This is a genomic window from Marinicauda pacifica, assembly GCF_004793635.1.
Classification (GTDB): Bacteria; Pseudomonadota; Alphaproteobacteria; order Caulobacterales; family Maricaulaceae; genus Marinicauda; species Marinicauda pacifica.
Map to the genome: position 1 here is coordinate 185,803 of NZ_SRXV01000003.1, position 22,328 is coordinate 208,130.

General features: G+C 66.2%; 19 protein-coding genes. 6 read left to right on the forward strand and 13 right to left on the reverse strand.

All coding sequences use genetic code 11. From position 1 onward, the window contains the following. The first annotated feature begins 28 nt into the window (after nt 1-28). Nucleotides 29-1,303: an MFS transporter gene (locus E5162_RS10890; protein WP_135945292.1), complete on the forward strand. Its 1,275-nt coding sequence runs from the start codon at nt 29-31 to the stop codon at nt 1,301-1,303. Nucleotides 1,304-1,360: 57 nt separating this feature from the next. Here E5162_RS10890 and E5162_RS10895 read toward each other — a convergent pair whose 3' ends face one another. Both E5162_RS10895 and thiD read right to left on the reverse strand, forming a co-directional pair. Further along, on the reverse strand, nt 1,361-3,433 hold the full coding sequence (locus tag E5162_RS10895; RefSeq protein ID WP_135945293.1) for an amidohydrolase family protein: 2,073 nt from the start codon (nt 3,431-3,433) through the stop codon (nt 1,361-1,363). A gap of 83 nt (nt 3,434-3,516) precedes the next feature. After that, nucleotides 3,517-4,377, reverse strand: coding sequence for a bifunctional hydroxymethylpyrimidine kinase/phosphomethylpyrimidine kinase (gene thiD / locus E5162_RS10900; protein WP_233342199.1), 861 nt, complete (start codon nt 4,375-4,377; stop codon nt 3,517-3,519). A gap of 62 nt (nt 4,378-4,439) precedes the next feature. Here thiD and E5162_RS10905 point away from each other — a divergent pair, with 62 nt between their 5' ends. The 3 genes from E5162_RS10905 to E5162_RS10915 all read left to right on the forward strand — a co-directional run bounded on the left by E5162_RS10905 (nt 4,440) and on the right by E5162_RS10915 (nt 9,442). After that, the gene (locus tag E5162_RS10905; protein ID WP_135945294.1) at nt 4,440-5,900 is read left to right on the forward strand and encodes a M20/M25/M40 family metallo-hydrolase; all 1,461 of its coding nucleotides are present in this window, start codon (nt 4,440-4,442) and stop codon (nt 5,898-5,900) included. 23 nt (nt 5,901-5,923) lie between these two features. After that, nucleotides 5,924-7,369 (forward strand): Na+/H+ antiporter NhaC, encoded by a 1,446-nt coding sequence (nhaC, locus tag E5162_RS10910; protein ID WP_135945295.1) that lies wholly within the window; start codon nt 5,924-5,926, stop codon nt 7,367-7,369. A 279-nt stretch (nt 7,370-7,648) separates the two neighbouring features. Further along, entirely contained in the window at nt 7,649-9,442 is a 1,794-nt protein-coding gene (locus tag E5162_RS10915; protein ID WP_135945296.1) for an ABC transporter ATP-binding protein, read from the forward strand. Here E5162_RS10915 and E5162_RS10920 read toward each other — a convergent pair. Next, nucleotides 9,426-9,875: a hypothetical protein gene (locus E5162_RS10920; protein WP_135945297.1), complete on the reverse strand. Its 450-nt coding sequence runs from the start codon at nt 9,873-9,875 to the stop codon at nt 9,426-9,428. The genes E5162_RS10915 and E5162_RS10920 overlap by 17 nt on opposite strands. Nucleotides 9,876-10,215: 340 nt before the next feature. Beyond that, nucleotides 10,216-11,058 carry a dihydropteroate synthase gene (folP, locus tag E5162_RS10930; protein ID WP_135945299.1) on the reverse strand — a complete coding sequence of 281 codons (843 nt, stop codon included), beginning with the start codon at nt 11,056-11,058 and terminating at the stop codon, nt 10,216-10,218. Nucleotides 11,059-11,145: 87 nt separating this feature from the next. Between folP and E5162_RS10935 the strand changes: the two genes are divergently transcribed. Both E5162_RS10935 and E5162_RS10940 read left to right on the forward strand, forming a co-directional pair. After that, on the forward strand, nt 11,146-11,964 hold the full coding sequence (locus E5162_RS10935) for a helix-turn-helix domain-containing protein (RefSeq protein ID WP_135945300.1): 819 nt from the start codon (nt 11,146-11,148) through the stop codon (nt 11,962-11,964). Nucleotides 11,965-12,023: 59 nt separating this feature from the next. Beyond that, nucleotides 12,024-13,070, forward strand: a complete 1,047-nt coding sequence (locus E5162_RS10940) for a 3-keto-alpha-glucoside-1,2-lyase-like domain-containing protein (protein WP_135945301.1) — start codon at nt 12,024-12,026, stop codon at nt 13,068-13,070. Here the strand turns inward: E5162_RS10940 and E5162_RS10945 are convergent. From E5162_RS10945 to tolR, 9 genes are all read right to left on the reverse strand, one after another. Then, entirely contained in the window at nt 13,067-13,384 is a 318-nt protein-coding gene (locus E5162_RS10945; protein WP_206751102.1) for a DUF167 domain-containing protein, read from the reverse strand. The genes E5162_RS10940 and E5162_RS10945 overlap by 4 nt on opposite strands. Next, nucleotides 13,377-14,438 carry an NAD-dependent epimerase/dehydratase family protein gene (locus E5162_RS10950; RefSeq protein WP_135945302.1) on the reverse strand — a complete coding sequence of 354 codons (1,062 nt, stop codon included), beginning with the start codon at nt 14,436-14,438 and terminating at the stop codon, nt 13,377-13,379. Before E5162_RS10950 ends, E5162_RS10945 begins: the two co-directional genes overlap by 8 nt. Before the next feature lie 119 nt (nt 14,439-14,557). Continuing rightward, nucleotides 14,558-16,507, reverse strand: a complete 1,950-nt coding sequence (ftsH, locus tag E5162_RS10955; protein WP_135945303.1) for an ATP-dependent zinc metalloprotease FtsH — start codon at nt 16,505-16,507, stop codon at nt 14,558-14,560. A gap of 115 nt (nt 16,508-16,622) precedes the next feature. Further along, complete coding sequence (gene tilS, locus E5162_RS10960; protein ID WP_233342210.1) at nt 16,623-17,837, reverse strand: tRNA lysidine(34) synthetase TilS; 1,215 nt, start codon at nt 17,835-17,837, stop codon at nt 16,623-16,625. A 62-nt stretch (nt 17,838-17,899) separates the two neighbouring features. Beyond that, a complete protein-coding gene (gene ybgF / locus E5162_RS10965; RefSeq protein WP_158291286.1) occupies nt 17,900-18,835 on the reverse strand; it encodes a tol-pal system protein YbgF in 936 nt (311 codons plus the stop codon). 191 nt (nt 18,836-19,026) lie between these two features. Continuing rightward, nucleotides 19,027-19,542 (reverse strand): peptidoglycan-associated lipoprotein Pal, encoded by a 516-nt coding sequence (gene pal, locus E5162_RS10970; protein ID WP_135945306.1) that lies wholly within the window; start codon nt 19,540-19,542, stop codon nt 19,027-19,029. A 123-nt stretch (nt 19,543-19,665) separates the two neighbouring features. Further along, on the reverse strand, nt 19,666-21,009 hold the full coding sequence (gene tolB / locus E5162_RS10975) for a Tol-Pal system beta propeller repeat protein TolB (RefSeq protein WP_135945307.1): 1,344 nt from the start codon (nt 21,007-21,009) through the stop codon (nt 19,666-19,668). 32 nt (nt 21,010-21,041) lie between these two features. Continuing rightward, entirely contained in the window at nt 21,042-21,887 is an 846-nt protein-coding gene (locus tag E5162_RS14765) for a hypothetical protein (RefSeq protein ID WP_158291287.1), read from the reverse strand. A 22-nt stretch (nt 21,888-21,909) separates the two neighbouring features. Then, nucleotides 21,910-22,326, reverse strand: a complete 417-nt coding sequence (gene tolR, locus E5162_RS10990; RefSeq protein ID WP_135945697.1) for a protein TolR — start codon at nt 22,324-22,326, stop codon at nt 21,910-21,912. Between the last annotated feature and the right edge of the window lie 2 nt (nt 22,327-22,328).

Consider the following 22,328-nt stretch of genomic DNA (forward strand, 5'->3'; position numbering starts at 1 on the left):
CTGGTGGTTTGATCGACTGGAACGGCGCATGCGCGAACCCTCCTCCTCTGCCTCCGAAACGGCCGGGACGCTCACCGACGCCCCTAAGAAGGCGCAGCGGCCCGCGGCTGCCGTCTTCATCGTCGCCACCGTGCTCATCGACGCGCTCGCCTTCGCGCTCATCATTCCGGTCCTGCCCACCCTGCTGATGGAGCTGACCGGCGGCGGTGTGGCCGACGCGGCCCTGTGGGGCGGGCTGGCCACCTTCCTCTTCGCGGTGATGCAGTTCTTCTTCTCGCCGGTCCTCGGCGGCTTGTCGGACCGGTTCGGCCGCCGCCCGGTGCTGCTGCTCTCGCTCGGCGCGCTGGCGATCGACTTTGTCCTGATGGGGCTGGCGCACGCGCTGATCGTGTTCTTCGCGGCGCGGCTGGTGTCGGGCATCTTTGCGGCCACCCATTCAACCGCCAACGCCTATATCGCCGACGTCACCCCGCCCGCCCAGCGCTCGGCGCGCTTTGGCTGGCTCGGCGCGGCCATGGGTGTCGGCTTCATCCTCGGCCCGGCGCTGGGCGGGCTTCTGGGCGAGCTGACACCGCGGGCGCCCTTCTTCGCGGCGGCCCTGCTGGCCGGCGCCAACGCCGTCTACGGCTGGTTCGTCGTGCCCGAGAGCCTGGCCGCGGACAAGCGCCGCCCCTTCTCCCTGGCGCGCTCCAACGTATTCGGCACGCTTCTGCGCCTGCGCAAGGCCGAAGGGCTGGGCGTGATGGTGTGGGTCTATTTCCTCTCCCACCTGTCCGGCTTCGTCTATCCGGCGGTCTGGGCCTATGTGGCGATTGCCAAGTTCGACTGGAGCGAGGCCCAGATCGGGGCGTCGCTGGCCTATTTCGGTGTCCTGTTCGCGCTGTGCCAGATGGTCGTCGTCCCGGTCCTGATGCCGCGCATCGGGGAGCGGCGCGCGATCTGGATCGCGATGGCGGTCGAGGCCGCTGCGCTGGCCGGGATTGCCTTCGCGCCCAACGGGGCTGTGCTCTACGCGTGGCTGCTGACCGCGCTCGTGACCGGAATGGAGGGGCCGGCCCTGCAGAAGATCATGACGGAACGCGTCGGAGAGGATGCCCAGGGCGAGCTGCAGGGCGGGCTGTCCGCGCTCGGCGGGGTCATCCTGATCATCTCGCCCCTGCTCTACACCCAGCTCTTCTTTCTCTTCCAGCGCGGCGTGGCGGGCGTGGTCTTCCCCGGCGCGCCCTTCCTGGCCGCCTCCGCACTGTGCCTGGTCGCGCTGGCGCTGTTTCTCGGACGCACGAAAAGAACCCACGCCCCATGAAGAAAAGCCCCCGCACCGGGATCGGGCGGGGGCTCGCATGTCACAGACGCACCGAAATTACGGCAGCGTCACCTGAGGCATTTCGGCAAACGGGACGATGCCGAATTCGGGATAGATTTCGGCCGGGTAGTAGACCGTGCCGTCGGCCATCACCATCGAGATGGTTTTGATGGCCTTGAAGTCCTCGACCGGATTGCCCGGCACGAGGAAGAAGTCGGCAAGCTTGCCTTCCTCGATCGTGCCGAGCTCGTCACCGACGCCGAGATATTCGGCCATGCCCAAGCTGGCCCAGCTGACGATCTCGGCCGGGCTCATGCCGATCGACTGATACAGCTCCAGCTCGCGGTGATAGGCAAACGACCCGCCAAGATCGGTGCCCGGCACCATCTCGATCCCGCGCTCGCGCATCAGCGCAAGGGCCTCGGTGATCGTCTCGAACGCGCCGCGATAGGCGGCGGCGTCCTCCGGCGTCGCGATATCGGCCCAGGCGCTGCGCGCGCTGCGCTGGATATCAGCCGGCATGTGGTCGATATAGTCGGCCGCGCCGGGCGACAATTCACCGTTGCGCGACAGCAGAAGCGCTTCGTGAATCGCAAAGGTCGGGTCGATCGCGATGTCGTTCTCGACAATGGCATCGAGCGTCGACTGGACGGCCTCGCTCTGCAGGTCGAGCTCGGGCAGGCGCTTGAGCGCCGTCAGACGCAACAGCGTGCGCGTGTCCTCGCCCTCTTCCAGCACCCAGCCCAGCATGAGCTGGTTGATATGGGTGAGCTCGTCATAGCCGGCCTCGATCATCGCGTCGGCGTCGGTGAAGGCGGGCACATGACCCATTACATGCATGTCGCGGGCATGGGCCGCCTCGATCACGGCCGGGATCCAGTCCGGCTGCATCGAGTTGTAGATCTTGATCATCGTAAAGCCGTTATCGGCGTACGTATTGACCGCCGCGACCGCCTCGGCCTCGGTTTCGACCACGATCCCGTTATTGGAATTATAGGGGCTGCGGCCCTCGATGAAGCCGGCGCGGAAAACGCGCGGACCGGCCATCTCGCCCGCCTCGATATGGCCGATCAGTTCGGAGAGGACCTCGTTATTATTGCCCATGTCGCGCACGCTGGTCGTCCCGGCCGCGACGCCAAGCATGGCGCTGGTGTCGCCCAGATGGGCATGCATCTCGAACAGGCCGGGGACGAGCGTGCCGCCCGCCCCGTCAATGACCACTTCGCCGTCCTGCGCCGCATCCGGTCCTTCGATCGCCGCAATACGATTGTCTTCCACCAGGACCGAAGCCGGCTCGCCCAGACGGCCCGTGCGGGCATCGAAAATGCGCACATTGGCGATCCTCACCGGAGCGTCGAAATCGTGCGCGACCCGCGCGGTGATCTCGGCATAGCGCTCCGAACCGAAGCGTGAGGCGAGCGCACGCAGGCGCTCGTCCTCGCCGTCATACCTCTCTTCCAGGATGGAGAAACCGGGCGTCACCATGCCGAAGAAGGCCGTGCCCTCCATCAGGAAATAGGTCGGGTCCAGGCTGGTGCCCGACAGCGCATAGGCGGTCAGCTCCCGGCTCTCCCCGTCGGGGCCGGACACGGTCACGTTCTCCATCTCGGTGAGGCGCAGCTCGCCGCCCGGCAGCGCCGTGATGGTGCGGTCCTCGTCGGCGATCAGCGCACGTCCGGCCAGCGCCAGGAAATAGGGGGTCGAATTCTGAGGCACGTAGAAGACCGGCTCGGCCGCGTCCGCCTCGCCCTCTCCCGTGGAATCGCTCCAGCGCGCCCGGTCGCCGGTGCGCTCGTAGGACTCGTCCACCGTATTGCCGAAGGTTTCCGCCCCCTCGATGGCCCAGCTGACCGGATAGCCCTGCTCGTCAAGCGTGACCGTCTCGGCCAGCGTGGGTCCGCGGCCATTGTTTCGATACTCGAAATCGACCTCGAACCCGGCCTCGGCAGGCTCTACCTCCATCGACCCGATCGGCGTGCCATCGACCAGCACCGTAAAGGTGCGCGCCTCGGCGCGCTCGGCGGCGGACCCGGTTTCAACCGTCTGCGTTTCGCCGTCTGCGCCCTGCTCGGGTGAACACGCGCACAGTGCGAAAGCGGAGACCAGCCCCGCCAGCATGTAGGATTTCATCACTCTCTCCCCGTATGACTATGCGGGGAGATTTAGCATCGCGCCCGGCCGGTGTCGCGCGAATCCTCAGACAACAAACCGGTTTAGCTTGAAAGCTTGGCCAGATTTGCCTCGGCCAGCGGCCAGATGTGATTGACCGGTCCGTGGCCGACACCGAAGCCGGGCGCCCGCGCGATCGCCTCGTGCAGATAGTCGCAGGCCTGTTCCACGCTCTGCTCGACCGGCAGGCCCTGCGCCATCAGCGCGGCGATAGCCGAGGCGAGCGTACAGCCCGTCCCGTGCGTATTCTGGCTCTTCAGTCGCGGACGCGTGAACAGGCGTACCCCGTTGCGCGTCACCAGCACGTCGATGATCTGGCTTCCCTCGATATGACCGCCCTTGACGAGCACGGCGCGCGCGCCCTCCTTCAGCAGGGCCTCGCCCGCCGCACGCTGCCCATCCACATCCTCGACCTCCAGCCCGGTCAGTTTCGCGGCCTCGGGCGCATTCGGCGTAAGCAGATAGGCCAGCGGGACCAGGCGCTCGCGCACGGTATCGATGGCATCGTCGTCCATCAGCGTGTCGCCCGAGGTCGTCACCATCACCGGGTCCACGATCAGCGGGATCTCGGCCAGCCGGTCGCCCAGCGTGTCCACCACGGTATCGATGACCGATTTGGTCGCCAGCATGCCGGTCTTGATCGCATCGGCCCCGATATCGCTCAGCACCGCCTCGATCTGGGCCGCGATGATGGCCTCGGGCACGTGGTGGACATCGGTCACGCCTTGAGTGTTCTGCACCGTGAGGGCCGTGATCGCCGTAGCCGCGTAGCCGCCAAACGCAGAAACCGCCTTGATGTCGGCCTGGATACCCGCGCCCCCCGAGGGGTCCGACCCCGCGATCGACAGCACGCGGCCCTTCGGTTCGGGCGGGGTGATCTCGTCAGATGCCATATCGTCTGCCATTGTCCGCTTCGAGCAAGTAGTCTTGCTTCTTCATAACGCCGTACGGGGAGGTTCGGCCATCCATGAAACGCTGTCTCATCAGCCTGTTTGCGCCCATCGCGCTGGTCGCTTGCGGGGCGCCTGACTATCAGGCCCCTGCCCCGGTGGAGGCCAATGCCGCCTCGATCGGCGAGGAGGTTCTGGCCAATCGTCTGGCAGAGGCGATCCGCATCCCCACAGTCTCGCGCAAGGACGTCCCCGATCACAACGCCGAAGCCTTCGCAACGTTTCGCGCCTGGATGGAGACGACCTATCCGCGCACCTTCGCAACGCTGGAAGCGACGGAGATGGGCCATGGCAGTGTCTGGCTGACCCTGCCGGGACGCGATACCGCGCTGGCTCCAGCCGTATTTCTCGCCCACCAGGATGTCGTGCCGGTCGAGCCGGGCACGGAAGACGGCTGGACCTATCCCGCCTTCGACGGAACGATCGCGGACGGCTATGTCTGGGGCCGCGGCGCGATCGACATGAAAGGCCACCTCGTCACGCTTCTTACCGCGATGGAGACATTGCTGGAGGAAGGCTACGAACCGGTGCGGACTCTCCATCTGGGTCTCACCCATGACGAGGAAGTCGGCGGGCTCGGGGCGCAGGCCATGGCGGCCTGGCTGGAGGCACGCGGCGAACGCGCCTGGTTCGTGCTGGACGAAGGCGGGTCCATGGTGCTCGACATGCCGCTGACCGATGCGCCGGCAGCCCTCGTCGGCGTTGCGGAGAAGGGCTTCCTCACCGTCGAAGTGACCGCCCGGGCACGCGGAGGTCATTCCTCCAGCCCGCCCGACCGGACTGCGGTCGGCCTGCTCGGCCGGGCCATCGTGCAGATCGAAGAGCATCCTTTCGAGATGAGCCTGGAGGGCGGCCCGGTCGGCGAGATGCTGATGGCCCTGTCCGGCGACATGGACGGGATGCAGGGCCTGGCCGCGTCCCACCCGGGCATTTTCGGCGGGCTGATCGTGAACGCGATGAAAGAGGACGACGCGCCGCGCGCCATGCTGGGCACGACGATTGCCCCGACCGTGATCACGGGCGGCGTGGTCGAAAATGTCCTGCCCCAGGAAGCTCGGGCGCTGATCAATCTTCGCCTCCATCCTCGCACCGACGCCGATGCCGCTATCGATCATCTGCGCAGTGCCGTCGCCGACCTGGAGGGTGTCACGGTCGAGCCCTGGTCGGCCTGGTCGGATGCGCCGCCCGTGGCCGCCACGCAAGGTCCAGCCTGGGATCTCATCGCCGGCGCGGCCGCCAGCCATGCGCCGGAGGGAACGCCGGTCGCCCCCATGCTGCTCGTCGCCACCACCGACTCCCGGGCGTTTGCCGGCGTCGCCGAAAATCTCTACCGCTACTCGCCCGCCCGCATCGAGATGGACGATCTTTCGCGCATCCACGGCACGGACGAGCGGATGCGCACGTCCAACCTGCCCCTGATGGTCAGCTATTTCCGCACAGTTCTGGCCGGGGCGGGCGACACGGGCGCGCCAAACTAACCGCTCATCCGACTGGAGTTTTCATGACCGACAAGCGCGATCCTCGCCCGGCCGGCGTCTTCCTTTCGATCACGCCGCTGGTCACGCTGGCTGTCTTCCTGATCGCCTCGATCGCGGCCTTCGGAGACGCGACCACGGGAGGCCCCGCCCAGCTTGGCCTGATGATGGCGGGGCTGGTCGCCGGGCTGATCGGTCTGTGGCGCGGCTATGACTGGAAGGAGCTCGAGGAGCAGACCTATGAAGTCGTCGCCCGGGCCATGCCGATTGTCTTCATCCTGCTGGCGATCGGTCTGCTGATCGGACTGTGGATCGCGGCCGGAGTGATACCGGCCCTGATCTTTTACAGCCTTGAGCTGATCAGTCCCTCGCTCTTCTACCTGGCCACGCTCATCCTGTGCGCCCTGGTGTCGATCTCGATCGGCTCCAGCTGGACCACAGCCGGCACGATTGGCCTGGCTCTGGTCTCGGCTGCCCAGATTGCCGGGCTACCGGCAGGAATCGTGGCGGGCGCGGTGATATCGGGGGCGTATTTCGGAGACAAGCTGTCGCCCCTGTCCGATACCACGAACCTGGCCGCCGGCCTGACCGGGACCGACCTGTTCGATCATATCCGGTTTCTGCTCTGGACCACGCTACCCGCCTTCGGCGTGGCTCTGATCGGTTTCACGATCCTGTCTTTCGCGGGCAGCGCGGAGGTCGATGTGACGCGCATCACGCAAGTGTCCGGAGCACTCGACGAGAGTTTCTCGGTCTCTCCGGTCCTGCTTCTGCCCCTGGTCATCACGCTGGGCCTCGCCGCCTTCAGGGTCTCCGCTTTCGCCGCGCTGATCATCGGCGCCCTCGTGGGTGGCGGCTTCGGCCTCGCCTTTCAGCCCGGTCTGACCGCCGACGGTCTGGGTTCCGGCCTGGCCATGCTCGCCAGTGCGGGCGCGAACGGCTTTGTCGCGGAGACGGGCGTGGACCAGCTGGACTCCCTGCTCTCGCGCGGCGGCATGGAGAGCTTCCTGACGACGATCTGGCTCATTCTTTCGGCGATGTTCTTTGGCGGGATGATGGAGAAGTCAGGCTCGCTCGACGTCATCGTCCGGCTGATGATCACCGGAGTGAAGACCGGCGGGGGCCTGATGCAGCGCGCCGGCCTCACCGCGCTCCTGGCCAACATCATCACTCCCGACCAGTTCCTTGCCATTGCCGCGCCCAGCCAGATGTATCGCAAGAGCTTCGAGGAGGCGGGCCTGGAGACCAAGTCCCTGTCTCGCGTGCTGGAGGATTTCGGCACCGTGACCTCGCCGCTCATTCCCTGGAATACGTGTGGAGCCTACATGGCGGCGACGCTCGGCGTGGCGACGTTCGCCTATGCGCCCTTCGCCTTCTTCAACCTGGCCAGCCCGGTGATTTCCTTCCTTTTCGCCGGACTGGGATTTCAGGTCGCGCGCCGCGTGGGCGTGACCGGCACGCCACACTCCTAGACGCTTTGATCTGACACGCCGGATTTGCGGCTTTCCAACCGCAACCGCCGGGCGTAGACAACCCGCCCCGCTTGCTACCCCGTGAGGGTAGCGTCTGAGGAGGTGTGACCGGACCCATGCGATCTGAATTGAAACTGCGGCGCTGACACGGCCGGCGCCCGGCCCGTCCGACAACTGCGTCACCACGCACGACCCGGACCGGAACATTCCCCGCGCCGCCTCGCCCTGATTCAATTTGCTGCGGTGACCTGAAGTCCCGCTTTCGCCGAAGGTCCAGTCATGACCGATACCGATACCCGAACTGAGCGCGGTGACGCGACCAGCGCCCCCCTTCCAACACTCGCGGTTCTCGCTTTCCTGTGGCGCCAGTGGCGCCGCCGCCCGCTTCTGTTTGCTGCACTCGCAGGCTTCACCGCCATCGCGACGGTGACCGACATCTTCGTGCCGGTTGCCGCCGGCGCTCTGATCGACTCCCTGTCGAACGGACCCGATAGCGAGGCCGGGCGTCACTGGGCCGCGTTCGCGGTCTTCGTGGGCCTCGCCGTATGCGTGAACCTCGCACGGCAGGGCGCGGTCCGCTTCGAGATCCGGTTCTCCAGCGCGAACATGGCCGACATGACCACCCAATCCTTCGCCCAGGTTCAGCGCTTTGCGCTGGACTGGCATGCCAACACCTTCGCCGGCTCGGTGGTGCGCAAGATCACGCGGGGCATGTGGGCCTATGACACGATCACCGCGACCCTGTGGTTCAGCCTGATCCCTTCGGTCACGGTCATGATCGGCCTCGGCGTCTACATGCTGTTCAGCTGGCCTCTGGTGGGGCTATTTGCGCTGACCGTGATCGCCCTCTTCATCATCGCCTCCGTGCTGCTGGCCACCCGCTATATCCGGCCCCAGAACCTGCGCTCGAACGCACTGGACTCAGAGCTCGGCGGCGCGGTGGCCGATGCCATCGGCGGGATGGCAACGGTGAAGAGCTTCGGCGCGGAGTCCCGTGAGGACGCGCGGTTTCACGAGCTCGCCTGGCGCTGGCGGGCCCAGGTCAAGCGCACCTGGCTGCGCTTTGCCAATACCTGGGTGGTGCAGATGATCGCCGTCCTGACCCTGCAGAGCGGCCTGACCGGCTTGCTCATCTGGATGTGGGAACGCGGCGAGGCGACGCCGGGATCGGTCGTGTTCGCGATCACCGCCTTTCTCATGATGGCCGGCTATATGCGCCGCTTCGGCGAAGATGTGCAGAACATCCAGCGCGCGCTCGACGAGATTCACGACATTGCCGAGTTCGACCGCATGACTCCTCAGATCCTCGACGCACCAGAGGCGAGCGAGTTCGAACCGGGCGAAGGCGAGATCGTGTTCGACCGCGTGACCTTCCGCTACGCGGGCCAGGATGAACCGCTCTACGAGAACTTTTCCCTGCGCATCGCACCGGGCGAACAGGTCGCGCTCGTCGGTCCGACGGGCGCTGGCAAGTCGACCTTCGTGAAGCTGGTCCAGCGTCTTTACGACATCGATGCCGGCACGATCCGCATTGACGGTCAGGACATTACCGGGGTGACGCAGGCCAGCCTGCGCCAGGCCATTGCGCTCGTGCCCCAGGACCCGGCGCTGTTCCACCGCACGATCGCGCAGAACATCGCCTACGCCCGGCCCGGCGCCAGCCATGACGAAATCGTGGAAGCCGCCCGGCGCGCCCGGGCACACGACTTCATCGAAGCGCTGCCGAAGGGCTATGACACGCTGGTCGGAGAACGCGGAGTAAAGCTCTCCGGCGGGGAACGTCAGCGCATTGCAATTGCCCGCGCTGTCCTCGCCGATGCCCCGATCCTGATCTTCGATGAAGCCACGTCCAGCCTCGACAACGAGACCGAGCGCCTCGTTCAGGAAGCCATGGCCGACGTTGCGGCGACACGAACCGCGATCGTGATTGCCCACCGCCTGTCGACAATCCGCGATGCCGACCGGATTCTCGTGTTCGACGCGGGACGCATCGTGGAGCAGGGCACACACGAAGAATTGAGCCGGTTGAAAGGCGGGGTGTATGCGCGCCTGTCCGCTATCGCGACCGGGTAAACCAGGGCCGGGGCGACAAGCCGGGAGTGATGAGACGGCCGACCGGGCGGCGGGCATAGACGCCGCGCGTGGTCAGCCAGGTGGCGGCACGCTTGCTGCATTCGAAACGTTTGGCACGCATCTCGACCGCGCGCAGGGACGGAACCACATAGCGCCACCAGGACCGGCTGCCGCGCGATTCGACCAGGGCCAGGAAGTGGAGCGGACAGCCCCGCATTTCCTGAGCGATGTGAAGCGCGGTGTTCTGGGAAATGCGAGAAAACGGGACCGGCTCGCACTCGGAGAAATCGATCAGCGCGCTGACGAGATTATTTTCCTTGGACATCTGGATGAGCGCGAAGAAGGCATTCACCTGTTCGTACACCTGCGATGACGCATCCACTTTGAGCTTGATCGTGTTCGCCGCGATCATGTTCCAGTCGGTGAACGTCATTTCAACCCCTCTGCGCCTGCGCGACTTCAACGGCGCAGGCCTTGCCTTCACCTGCCCCCTCGGCAGGCGGGTTGGCTCGCCGGTCTCTACTCCAGAGCCGGTCGCCTGCGCGGCGCGCGACACCGCGGCCAATCGATTCTCGAGCACGAAAAATTCACGTCAGCACAGCGCACGATATCGAAACCTTCAGTTGACTGTCTGCAGCCGCGCCCGCGTGATCGAAGCGACCGATGCAACCAGTGTCCCATCACCAACATGATTTCAATGACTCGAGTTAATGCAACATCTGGGTACAGCGAGCCCGGCTGTGGATGGCCAGGAGACAGAGCCGATTCCGGCATCATGCAGGCGGTCCGCCCCTGCCTATGGCGGCCTGAATCTTGAGCGCCTGTACGGTTTCCTTCACATCGTGCACACGCACGATGGCGCACCCGGCCCGGGCCGCGTGCAAGGCTGCGGCAAGGCTGCCGCCGAGCCGGTCGGCCGAATCGGGTGACGTCTCGTCGATGGCAGAGATGAAACGCTTGCGCGACGCGCCGAACAGGATCGGAAATCCGAAGGCACACAAATTCTCCATCGCGGCGATCAAGGCCAGATTATGCGCCACCGTCTTGCCGAACCCGATCCCGGGATCGAGCCAGATCGCCTCTCGGGCCACCCCGCTGGCGATCGCCGCGCCGGCGCGCTGGCCGAGATAGCGCGCGACATCGGTGACGACCTCGTCGTATTCGGGCGCGGCCTGCATCGTCCCCGGCCTGCCCTGCATGTGCATCAGGCAGACCACGCAGCCCAGCCTGGCGGCCATGTCGAGCGCGCCCGGCGCGTTCAGCGCATTGACGTCATTCCACATCCAGGCCCCCGCCTCGATAGCGGCCGCCGCGACGCCCGGCTTCATCGTGTCTATCGAGATCACGCAGTCAGGCCGGGCCGCCTTGATACGCTTGATGACCGGAAGGACCCGGTCCAGCTCCTCGCCTTCCCCGACCGGTTCGGCACCGGGCCGCGTACTTTCTCCCCCGATATCGAGAATATCCGCCCCGTCTGCGAGCAGGCGAAGCGCATGCTCGAGCGCGGCGTCCGCGCTCGCATACCGCCCCCCGTCCGAGAAGCTGTCCGGCGTGACGTTGACGATGCCCATCACCAGCGGCCGGCCATCGTCGGGGGTTTTGGGGCCTTCGGTCATTCGTGCGAGAATGCGGCACTCCGCTCCCGCGTCAAGCGCGCGAGGATGTGAGTCCCGCGCGCCTCTGGGTTGGGCTAACATGGCGCGATGGAAGACCTGTCCCGACGTCCAGATTATCAGGAATGGCGCCTGCACGCCTCGCAGGCGCCCGGCCTCGATGCCTTGTGGATGCACGGGGTGGGCGTGGCCCCGCGCCCCCATCGCATGCCGCCCCACTGGCAGATCAGCCTCGGCGTCGAACGCAAGCGCGACCGCCATGGCGCGCTGGCTTCGGTCCACGTCCTTGCCATCGGCCCGGTCGAGAGCAGCTATGTCTACGCCCCGCAGGCCGGCACGGAGCTGATCGCGCTGCGTGTTGAGCCCGAGCGGGCAACAGATGTGCTGGGGCTTCATCCGCGCGAACATCGCAACCTGATATCGCAACTGGCCCCGTCGTCGCTGGTGGACCCGATCCGGCGGCTCGCCGAAGCCGATGCAGCGCCTCACCTCGTCGGTGGGGCCTTGCTCAACGCGCTTCGCCCGCGCCTTCATGAGATCGCCACAGCCCGGCATGCCGCTCATCTGGCCGCGAGCTGGCTGCGCGAGAGCGAAGGGCAGATGCGCGTCGACAGCCTGGCCGTCCGGCTTGGCGTCGCCGAACGTACGCTGCGCCGCCAGTTCGTCGACACGCTGGGCGTCTCTCCAAAGATGTATGCCGGAATGGTGCGCCTCAACGCGCTGCTTCATGCGGCCGATGGCCAGGACGATCCCGACTGGGCCGACCTCGCGGTCCGGTTCGGGTTCGCCGATCAGGCCCACATGGTGCGAAGCGTCGCGCAGATGATCGGGCTCACACCCTCGCGGCTTCATCGCGAACGGCGCGGCGTGGCCGAAATCTTCAATACGCCGCCGGGCTCACTGGGCTAGCACATCCGGGCAGAACGGTCGCAAGCGACCCCATCCCTCAGTCCAGCCCGGAGCCCGCCATGATCCTCACCGCCCTGCTTGCCGTCCTCGTGTCCGGCCCGGCCCTCACCCCGGCGCCTGACGCACAGATCGAACGTCACGGCGACCATCTGACCCTTAAAGGCGGCATTGTCTGGATAAACACGGACGCCTTCACAGACGGGGTTGTCTCCGCCGAGCTCCGTCTCCCGGCGAGGCGGGGCTTTACCGGCCTTCTCTTCCGAGCCCGCGATGGCCTGGATGGCGAGCTGATCTATCTGCGTCACCACCAGCGCGGCAATCCGGACGCCTGGCAATACCATCCACGCCATAATGGCCACCAGGCCTACCAGATCTACCAGGGGGAGGGTTTTGCGGGCACGGCGAGCTGGCGCGTGGACGAATGGATCCGCGTCGAGCTGCACGTGGCCGGAGATCGCGCGGAGCTCTTCGTCGACGGGGAGTCGATTGCTCGTGTCGATGACCTGCAGACCGGCCGCACATCCGGGCGTATCGGCTTTTGGGGGTTGCTGGGCGAGCGGGACATCCGCCAGGTCGAAATCGCCCGCACGGCCCCCCGGCTCACGCAGCATCAGGTCGATGCGCCGGCCGAAATCGAGGGCGCGCTGATCGAGAGCTGGGACGTGTCCGCGCCTTTGCCCGAATCCGCCGTGGCGCAAGCCATGACAATCGCGGACATCACGGTGTCAGCCGGAGACTGGACAACCGTACCGGCCACGCATCGCGGCATCGCCGACCTCAACACGGTCGCTCCGCTCGGACCGGAGTCAGATACCGTCCTCGCCCGCCACACGATCGAGGCGGCCGAGGCCGGGCCGGTCCTTTTCGACTTCGGATTCTCGGACCGGGCGCGGGTCTTCCTGAACGGGAGTCTGCTGTATACGGGAGCCGACGAGTTTCGCAGCCGCGACTATCGCTTTCTTGGAACGGTCGGGCGCTACGATACGCTGGTGCTCCCGCTTCAAGAGGGCACGAACGAGCTGATTGTCGCCGTGAGCGAGACCGAAGGCGGCTGGGCCCTGACCGGCGCCTTGCGGACACCCGGCCCGGCCTCGGGGCATTTCTAGCCGGCGAGGCGGGCGTGCACCTCTGCCGGCGTCACGCCGTCGAGCCGGATCGTCTTGATCCGGCTCGTGGCGCCGGCGACAAGCTGAAGCGCGCTCTTGGGGTGGCGCAGGGTCCTGGACAGAAGCGCAAGCACCGCCGCGTTGGCCTGCCCCTTGTCGGGCACGGCACGCACCTTCACGCGAAGGTATTCCACGCCATCGGCGCCTGCCTCAATCCCCTCCAACGTGTCTTTCGAAGCTTTCGGCGTGACGCGCACGCGGATCAGGACGCCGCCCGCACGCACGCTGATCGCCGCACGCCGGTCTTCAGACACGGCCGGCCTCGACCATCTGGGCGAACATGTCCTGGATCGAGCTTGCGGTCGGACGATACTCGAGCCCCAGCCTCCGCTTCGACTTGGAATTGTCGGCGCGGAACGGCTTGTTCATGTTTCGCGACACGGTCTTGCGCGTGAGATTGGCATTGACCATCGGACCAATGATCCAGACCAGCCATTTGGGCATTTCCGATTTGGGGAACGGGTAGTCGTCACCGAACCGGGCACGCAGATCTTCGCCCATCTGCAGCAGGGTCTTGGTCTCGGCCGATACGATATGGCGGCCTTTCGCCTCGGCAATGAAGGCCGCGCGAATATGCGCCTCGGCCACGTCGCGCACGTCCACCGTGCCGATTTCCATCGGCGGCGCGCCGAACCGCATCGCACCCTTCCCGATCTGCCTGACGACCGAAAAGCTTTCCGAGCGGGTATCGGGGCGGGTGCCCGGCCCCAGAATGAAGGAGGGATTGATCGTCACCAGGCGCCACCGGTTCTGGGCTTTGGCCATCTCCCAGGCCGCCTTCTCCGCCAGCGTCTTGGAATAGGCATAGGCGCCGTCTTTCAGCGACGAGCTGTGGTTCCAGACATCCTCGGTCAGCCGCTTGTCCGGCATGCCCTGGATATCGGCGTTATAGCCATAGATCGCCGCGCAGGAGCTCGTCAGCACGACGCGTTCCACCGTGCCGGCGCGCGTCGCGCTGTCCAGCACGGTTCGCGTTCCCTTGACCGCGGGGTCGACGAGATCGCGCTGCGGGTCGGAAACCTTGCTGGTGAAGGGCGAGGCCGTGTGAAAGACGATCGAGCACCCGGCCGCGGCATCGTCATAGCTGCCCGGCTCCAGCAGGTTGGCGCGGAAATATTTCAGGCTGCCCGGCGACTCCGCCGCCATGGCATCGAGGTGGGCACGCTTGGCTTCATCCTGCGGATCACGAACGGCGGCATGGACATCGAAGCCCAGCTCAAGCAATCGCCCGACGACCCAGCCCGCGAGATATCCCGTGGCGCCGGTGACCAGAACGGGACGTGACCGGTCGAACACCGGATCGGACATGACATGTCTCCTGTTAGCAGGGTCCTCACCCTATCCTCGCGGGGTATCCGCGTCATCGTCCGAAACGAAAAGCCCGCGCCGGTGAGCGCGGGCTTTCCTCATTCATCAACCCGGACCGGTCAGGCACCGCCGGGTTTGGGCTCCAGCGGACCTTGCGGACCTTGGGCCGTGCCGCGTGCGGAGTCCTCGTCCTCGTCGACGACCGGCACCGCGCCGCCGCCGGACTCGCCGCCGTCATTCTTGTCGGGAACCTCGGCATCGCGGTATGGCTTGATGCCCTTGAGAAGCTCCTTGATCTCGTCTCCCGAAAGCGTCTCGTATTCGAGCAGGCCTTCGGACAGCGTGACCCAGTCCTCTTTCTTGTCGGTCAGGATCTGGCGCGCATGGGCCAGACCGCCTTCGACCAGGGCCTTGACCTCCTTCTCGATCTTGGCCGCGGTTTCCGCACTGATCGAGGAGGACTGGACCAGTTGCTGGCCCAGGAAGACCTCGCCCTGATCGTCCCCGTAATCGATCGGACCGATCTCTTCGGAGAAGCCCCACTGCGTGACCATGGCCCGCGCAAGCCGGGTGGCCTGCTTGATGTCGGAGGCTGCACCGGAGGTCACGTTTTCCTTGCCGAATTTCAGCTCTTCCGCGACACGTCCGCCCATCATGATGGCCAGCCGGCTGGTCATCTCCTGATGGGTCATGCTCATCTTGTCGCCTTCGGGCAGCTGCATCACCATGCCCAGCGCGCGGCCGCGTGGAATGATGGTCGCCTTGTGGACCGGGTCCGCGCTCGGCACGTTCAGCGCCACGATCGCATGGCCGGACTCGTGATAGGCGGTGAGTTCCTTCTCCTTCTGGGTCATCACCATGGAGCGCCGCTCGGGGCCCATCATCACCTTGTCCTTGGCATCCTCGAACTCGGCCATTGTGACCACGCGCTTGTTGCGCCGGGCGGCCATCAGGGCCGCCTCGTTCACGAGATTGGCCAGGTCCGCGCCGGAGAAGCCCGGCGTGCCGCGCGCGATCGTTTTCGGATCGACATCGCTCGCCAGCGGGACTTCGCGCATATGCACCTTCAAGATGCGCTCGCGCCCGGTCACGTCCGGGTTGGGGACCACGACCTGACGGTCGAAGCGGCCCGGACGAAGCAGGGCCGGATCCAGCACGTCAGGACGGTTGGTCGCCGCGATGAGGATGATGCCCTCATTGGCTTCGAACCCGTCCATCTCGACGAGGAGCTGGTTCAGCGTCTGCTCGCGTTCGTCATTGCCGCCGCCCAGACCGGCGCCGCGGGACCGGCCCACCGCGTCGATCTCGTCGATGAAGATGATGCAGGGCGCATTCTTCTTGGCCTGCTCGAACATGTCGCGGACGCGGCTGGCGCCGACGCCGACGAACATCTCGACGAAATCCGAACCGGAAATCGTGAAGAAGGGCACGCCCGCCTCGCCTGCGACGGCGCGCGCGATCAGTGTCTTACCGGTCCCCGGAGGGCCGACCAGCAGGGCGCCCTTCGGAATCTTGCCGCCCAGACGCTGGAATTTCGACGGATCCTTGAGAAACTCGACGACTTCCTGAAGCTCTTCCTTGGCCTCGTCCACACCGGCCACGTCGTCAAACGTGACCCGGCCGGTCTTCTCGGTGAGCAGCTTGGCCTTGGACTTGCCGAAGCCCATCGCGCCTTTTCCCCCGCCCTGCATCTGCCGCATGAAGAAGATCCAGACGCCGATGAGCAGCAGCATCGGGAACCAGGACAGCAGGATGGACAGGAGATTGATGCCCTCCTCCTGCGGCTCGCGGGCGGTGATGCTCACATCGTTCTGGCGCAGCTGTTCGGTGACGCGCGCGTCTTCAGGGATCTGGACGGTGAAATTCTGGCCCGTATTGGACTGGCCGGTAATACGCCGGCCCTCGATCGTCACTGCGTCCACCTCGCCGGATTCAACCCGCTCCATGAAGTTGGAGAAGTTGATCTCGGTTCCGGAACTGCTTTGCTGGACCGGCCCCTGGAGCATGTTGAACAGCGCCAGGAGGAGAACCAGCAGAATCGCCCAGACGAGGATATTGCGCATATTCATCGTTTCGTCCTTTCACGGCCGGGCGATGACATCCCGGTCGTCATGTCGGTCTATTGTCACCCGATATTGGGCTTCGGGGCTTGTTTCGCCAGTGCCTGAGGGAAAAAGCCGCAGCTTATTGCCCATCAAACCATGACAAGGCCGTGAAGGGAAACGCGAGATGCTCCACACGCTCACCGCCGAGAAAGCGCAGCGTGCCGAAACCGGCCGCTTCGCAGGCGCTGGCTGCAAGTCTGTTGCCATCGGCGAGCTCGACCAGAGGCGTACCGGACCGGAAGGCAGGAGGCACATCGGACAATATGGGGCCGTCGCGCCCGGCAGCCCTCACCCTGAGAGGGCTTCGAGCCGTCACCAGAAAGCGTCCGTCGAACACGCCGGTTTCGCCGGCACCCAGCACGAGAGGCCGCGCAGCCTGTACTCCGTCGGCGCGCCCGCTGGCGGCACCGGGGTCGCGTCCAAGAGTGCCGCTCGTTTCCATCATCGCGCCAGCCGCCGTCGTTGAGGCTCCTGCGCGCAGCGCCGCCAGAAGCATGCGAACACGGGCAGGGCCTGGGAGATCGCGCTCGCCGGAGACCGCCAGCATGGCAAGCTCCATCCCCCGCCGCCGGACCAGGCTGTGAGCGCTCAGGAACAGGTACCGGTCAAAGACGACTCCGCCCCACGCCGTCATCCGGGCGCTGTGATGGAGATGCCGGGCGGCATTGCGCGACAGCATCGTCTCGAAGCGGCCGGTGGTCCGGGCCATCGCCTCGGCCTCGCCAAGCAGGACCGGATCCTCGATCTGGCCCGACTGGCGCAGGCGCACGCGTTCATAGCGGCGGTCCAGATTGGTCGGATCGTCGACCCACGCCACGTCTCGCTCCTGCAAATAGTGGCGAAGTACGCGCCGGGGCGTGTCGATGAGCGGACGCAGAATGCGCTGTCCGCGCCCCTCCGGCCAGACCGGCGAGGCATCGTCCATCGACATGGAGGTGAGCGAGCGGCCCCGGCTGCGCCGCGCGAGGCGCATGGCCAGAGTCTCGAGATAATCGTCCCGCGTATGGCCGAGGAATATCCGGTCTGACCCGAGTTCGCGCGCGGTCTCTGCCAACGCTCGATGGCGAGCCAGCCGGGCGGCCTGCTGGGATTTGCGCGGTTCGCCCCATCGCAGGATGCGGACCTCCGCGCCCAGCGCCGCGGCGCGCCGGGAGGCCTGGCCGGCCTCGGCTGCGCTTTCAGGCCGCAGGGCGTGATCGAAGATCACCGCATGAAACGGGCGCCCGTCCTGCTCGGCCAGGCGTCCCAGCAGGCAGGCGAGCGCCATGGAATCGCCGCCACCGGACAGGCCCATCACGATCGGACCGTCCGGCGCGAGCGTGCGGCATTGCCCGATCAGCGCGGCTTCGTCGAGTGTCAGCAGCCTGCCCGCGCCGCTTCACGGCTCGCCTTGCGGCGCGATTCTTCGTCTGCATTGGGGAACTCGGCGTCGAACCCGGCCAGCACACCACACGCTTCGGCGACCTGATCCATCGCCGCGAGGGAGGCGGCCAGACGCACCAGAGCGTCGGGCGCGCGCGGGCCCTGGCGTTGGGCTTGCAGCGAGGAGAGATAGGAGTCGGCGGCGTTCTGAAAATCGCCCTGGACGAAATGGGTCTCGCCCAGCCAGTACCAGGCTTGGCCGGCCAGCTCGTGATCGCCATAGGCGTTCGTGAATTGGGCAAACTGCTCCTGCGCGCCGCCAAAATCGCCATCGAGAAGCCGGTTACGGCCGTTCTGGAACAGCGTCGCGGGTTCCGGGAGCGTTGCGTTCGATGCCCCCGCAAGCGAGGCCGGTCCGCGCCCGCCGGCGGTCTCGGACCTGCGCGGTGCGCCGTTGTCGTTAGCCGGTCCGGCGCCACTGCCGGGAAGCGATAACTGGCCTGTCGCGGCGGCGCGTTCCTGGGCAAAGGGATCGTCCGGGTTCACGACCGCCAGATCCTCACCGGCATAGCTATCGCTATCCGGCTCCAGCTGGGCCGGCCCGCCGGACTGAGACGTCTGTGACCCGCCGAACGGCTGGGACGCGCTGTTGCGCAGGCGCTCGACCTCGTTGCGAAGCTGACGGTTCTGGTAAGTGAGCGTTTCCACTTCGCCGGTCAGCACGCGTTGTTCGCGCTCCAGCGCATCGACACGCTGCATCAATCGCTCGGCCACCGGGTCGCCGGCCAGCGCGCTGTCATCCAGCTCCGCCATCCGGGCTTCCAGCCGGTCGATGCGCTGGGCCAGCTCGCGGCGCGATTGCGCCTCGGCCGGCGCGGCGAAAACCGCCAGAGTGGCAAAACAGGCAAGCAGGGCGGCAAGGCGGGTCATGGGCATCCTCGTCGAAGCGGATAGCGCTACAGGCAGAAAACAAACGGTCCGGCCTAGGGCTAGCCCCCCGGAAGGGCGAAATTTAGGCGCGCGCCGCCGGGGCCTTCAAGGCCCGGCGTCACCGCCAGAATGAAAACGCCCGCCAGACGCATGCCTGGCGGGCGAAATCGTGTCTCCGGCAGGCCGTCCTCTTACGAGGTCGTGCCACCCTGGATGACGGTCGTCGCATTCCGGTTCAGGGCCCAGCACGACTCGGTCGACTGGTTACAGACCGGGCGCTCTTTGCCGTAGGAAACGGTCGAGATGCGCGACGCGTCGACGCCCTGGCTGATCAGGAAGTCGCGCGCGGCATTCGCGCGACGGGCACCAAGCGCGAGGTTGTATTCGCGCGTACCGCGTTCGTCGGCATTGCCGGCAACGAGGATGCGCACTTGCGGGTAGCTGGCAAGCCATGCGGCCTGGCGGCGAAGCGTTTCGCGCGCTTCGGCAGTCAGGTCATAGCGGTCATAACCGTAGAAAACACGGTCACCGGCCGTCACTTCGAAGTGCTCGGCAGTCCCGGGGACGGGACCGGTGTCTTCTTCAACAACACGGTCTTCGACCGGTTGCGCCGGGCCGGTGTCCATGTCGTTGGGCTCAGGTTGGCTGGCGCAGGCCGATAGTGCGAGGCCAAGCGCCGCGGCCGCGGCGAAGTAAGCAAATTTCATAACGGCGTAGTCCCTCTTCATGTCCGCGAGACTAACCTGCGGACGCGCACGATATACCCCACTCTATCTGCACTTGCGAGAAAAATTCACGCGACTGCATAGGGGACCCTAGACTGAGGTTGCTCAATCAATCAAGGGCGACCAGGCCGGATCGGACGATTGTCCCTGGATCGGCATCCGGCGCAGATTGATCCCGGCCAGATCGATGCTCCAGATCGAATACTGCGTCCCCTCGCGCGACCGCTCGCCGCGCGTGAACAGGATGACGCGGCCGTTGGGCGACCAGGTCGGGGTGTCCACGTAATAGCCTTCATAGAGGATGCGCTCCTCGCCCGAACCGTCCGCATCCAGCACGCCCAGGGCGAACATGCCGCCCTGCTGTTTCACAAAGGCGACCAGATCGCCGCGCGGGGACCAGACCGGGGCCGTGTAGCGCCCGCCGCCGAAGGAGATCCGGGTCGGCTCGCCGCCATTGGCGTCCATCACGTAGAGCTGGGAACTCCCGCCGCGCGAGGATGAAAAGACGATCCGGTCGCCTTCCGGCGAATAGGAGGGTTCGACATCGTCCGCCGGGTGGCTGGTGAGCTGGCGCAGCGTGCGCATGCGCAGGTCGAACCCGAAAATATCGTGCCCGCCGCGGCGCATGGCCGACACGGCCAGCTGGCGCCCGTTCGGGTGGAAGCGCGCCGACAGCGATTGTCCGCCTTCAGCCAGCGACGGGCCCGCATCGAACAGCGCTTCCTGGCGGCCGGTTTCAAGATCGTAGAGATAGCTCGTCGCCTGCCCGTCGCGGAAGGACACATAGGTGATCTGCTGCGCGCTCGGCGAGAAGTTGGGCAGCAGCGCCATGTAGGACCGGTCGGTCAGGAAAGAGGGGTTGGCCCCGTCCTGGTCCATAATGGCCAGCCGGCGGACCGATTGGCCATCCCCGTCCGTCCCTTCGGCCACGTAGACGATGCGGGTATCGAAATAGCCTTCCTCGCCGGTCAGCTCCTCGTAGACCGCATCGGCCACCTTGTGGGCCACCCGGCGCCAGTTCTCCGGCACCGAGACGAACTGCAGGCCGAGAAGCTGGGTCTCGGTCACCGTATCCCAGAGCCGGAACGCCACCAGCAGACGCCCGTCCTCGGCGACCGTCACCCGCCCGACCAGAAGCGCATTCGCATTGATCACGCGCCAGTCGGAGAAGCGCGGTCGCAGATCGATATTCCCGATCTCCTCGATAAAGGCATCCTGCGAAACCGGGGCAAAGAGCCCGGTGCTCTCGAGATCGCTGGTCACGACCCGGGCAATGTCCGCACCTGCTTCGCCGGCCAGGCCGGGCTCGCCGACAAAATCGACCACCGCGATGGGCAGGGGATCGAGATGGCCGGAGGTCACGTCGACGCGAAGCGGGGCCTGCGCGGCCGCGGCACCGGCGAAAATCACGCTGACCATGAAGGCCAGGACAAGTCGGACAGCAGTCATGAGCGGGCTCCGGTTGGTTGTCTCAATTCGGACTAGCGGCCAGCTTGCGTGTCAACATTGACCTCAAGAAGGCGCCATTGCTGGTAGTTCTCGGCGGGCATGCGGTAGGGCGCGCAGTCGATCACGGCACGCAGGGCACGCTGCCCGGCCACGCGCAGATACGGGTTGGGCGAGCCGAGCACGCGCGCCTCGTTGGTCAAACGCGGCGCATCGGAAAGTGTGCCGTCGCGGTTGAGCCGCACGCTGACCTGCACGCCCAGTTCCATGTCGGAAGGCGCATCGGCAGAGCTGCGCACGCAGCGCGCGATCTGCGAACTCATCATGTCCGACAGGGTTGCCGTCATGGCCGTGCCCGACCCGGCGGCGCTGCGCGCCTCTCCGGTCTCGGCATTGCGCGACGCGCTGGTTTCCCGCGACCGGTCGACCAGGCTGCTGAGCCGGTCCAGATCGAGCCCTTGCTGGCGTTGCGGCTCGGGTTCGGGCTCAGGTTCCGGCTCGGGCTCCACCGGCTCGGGTTCGGCATCAGGCTCGTCCGGGATAGGTTCGGGCTCAGGCTCAGGCTCAGGCTCGGACTCTGTCTCCGGTTCCGGTGCGATCGGCTCGGGCTCAGGCTCGGGCTGGGCCGGTTCAGGTTCAGGCTCGGCCGGCTCTGGCTCGGGCGTTTCCTGCTCGGGCTCAGGCTCGGGTTCGGGTTCGACCGGTTCGGGTTCGGGCCGGGCCGCACGCACATTGGTCGTCGGACCCAGCGAGACAAGCTCGACCGGCACGATACGCGTCTGCTCGAGCGAGGACATCGTGCGCGGAAAATAGATAAAGGCCGAGGCCACCAGCGCGATATGCAGGCCGGCCGACAACAGGGCAGCAAAAAGCGATCGCATCAGGCGCCGGCCCTCTCGCTTCCTAGTCCCGCTCAGGATCGGTCACGAGTCCCAGATCGCCGTAACCGGCGGCCGAGACCCGGGCGAGCACGCGCATCACGTCGCCATACGATGCGCCTTCGTCGGCGCGGATATAGACGCGCGCGTCCGATCCCGTACCCGAAATGGCGCGCAGGCGCGGGATCAGCTCTTCGAAGCTGACCTCGGTTTCCTGCAGATAGATATTGCCGTCAGCCTGGACGGTCAGGGTGAGCGGCTCTTCCGATGTGGTCATCGCCTGGGCTTCGGTGTCGGGCAGATCGACCTCGACGCCGACCGTCAGCAGCGGGGCGGTGACCATGAAGACGATGAGCAGCACCAGCATCACGTCCACGAAGGGTGTGACGTTGATCTCCGCCTTCGGCTTCCAGCCGCGCCGTCCGCCGGAGCGTCCGCCCATGT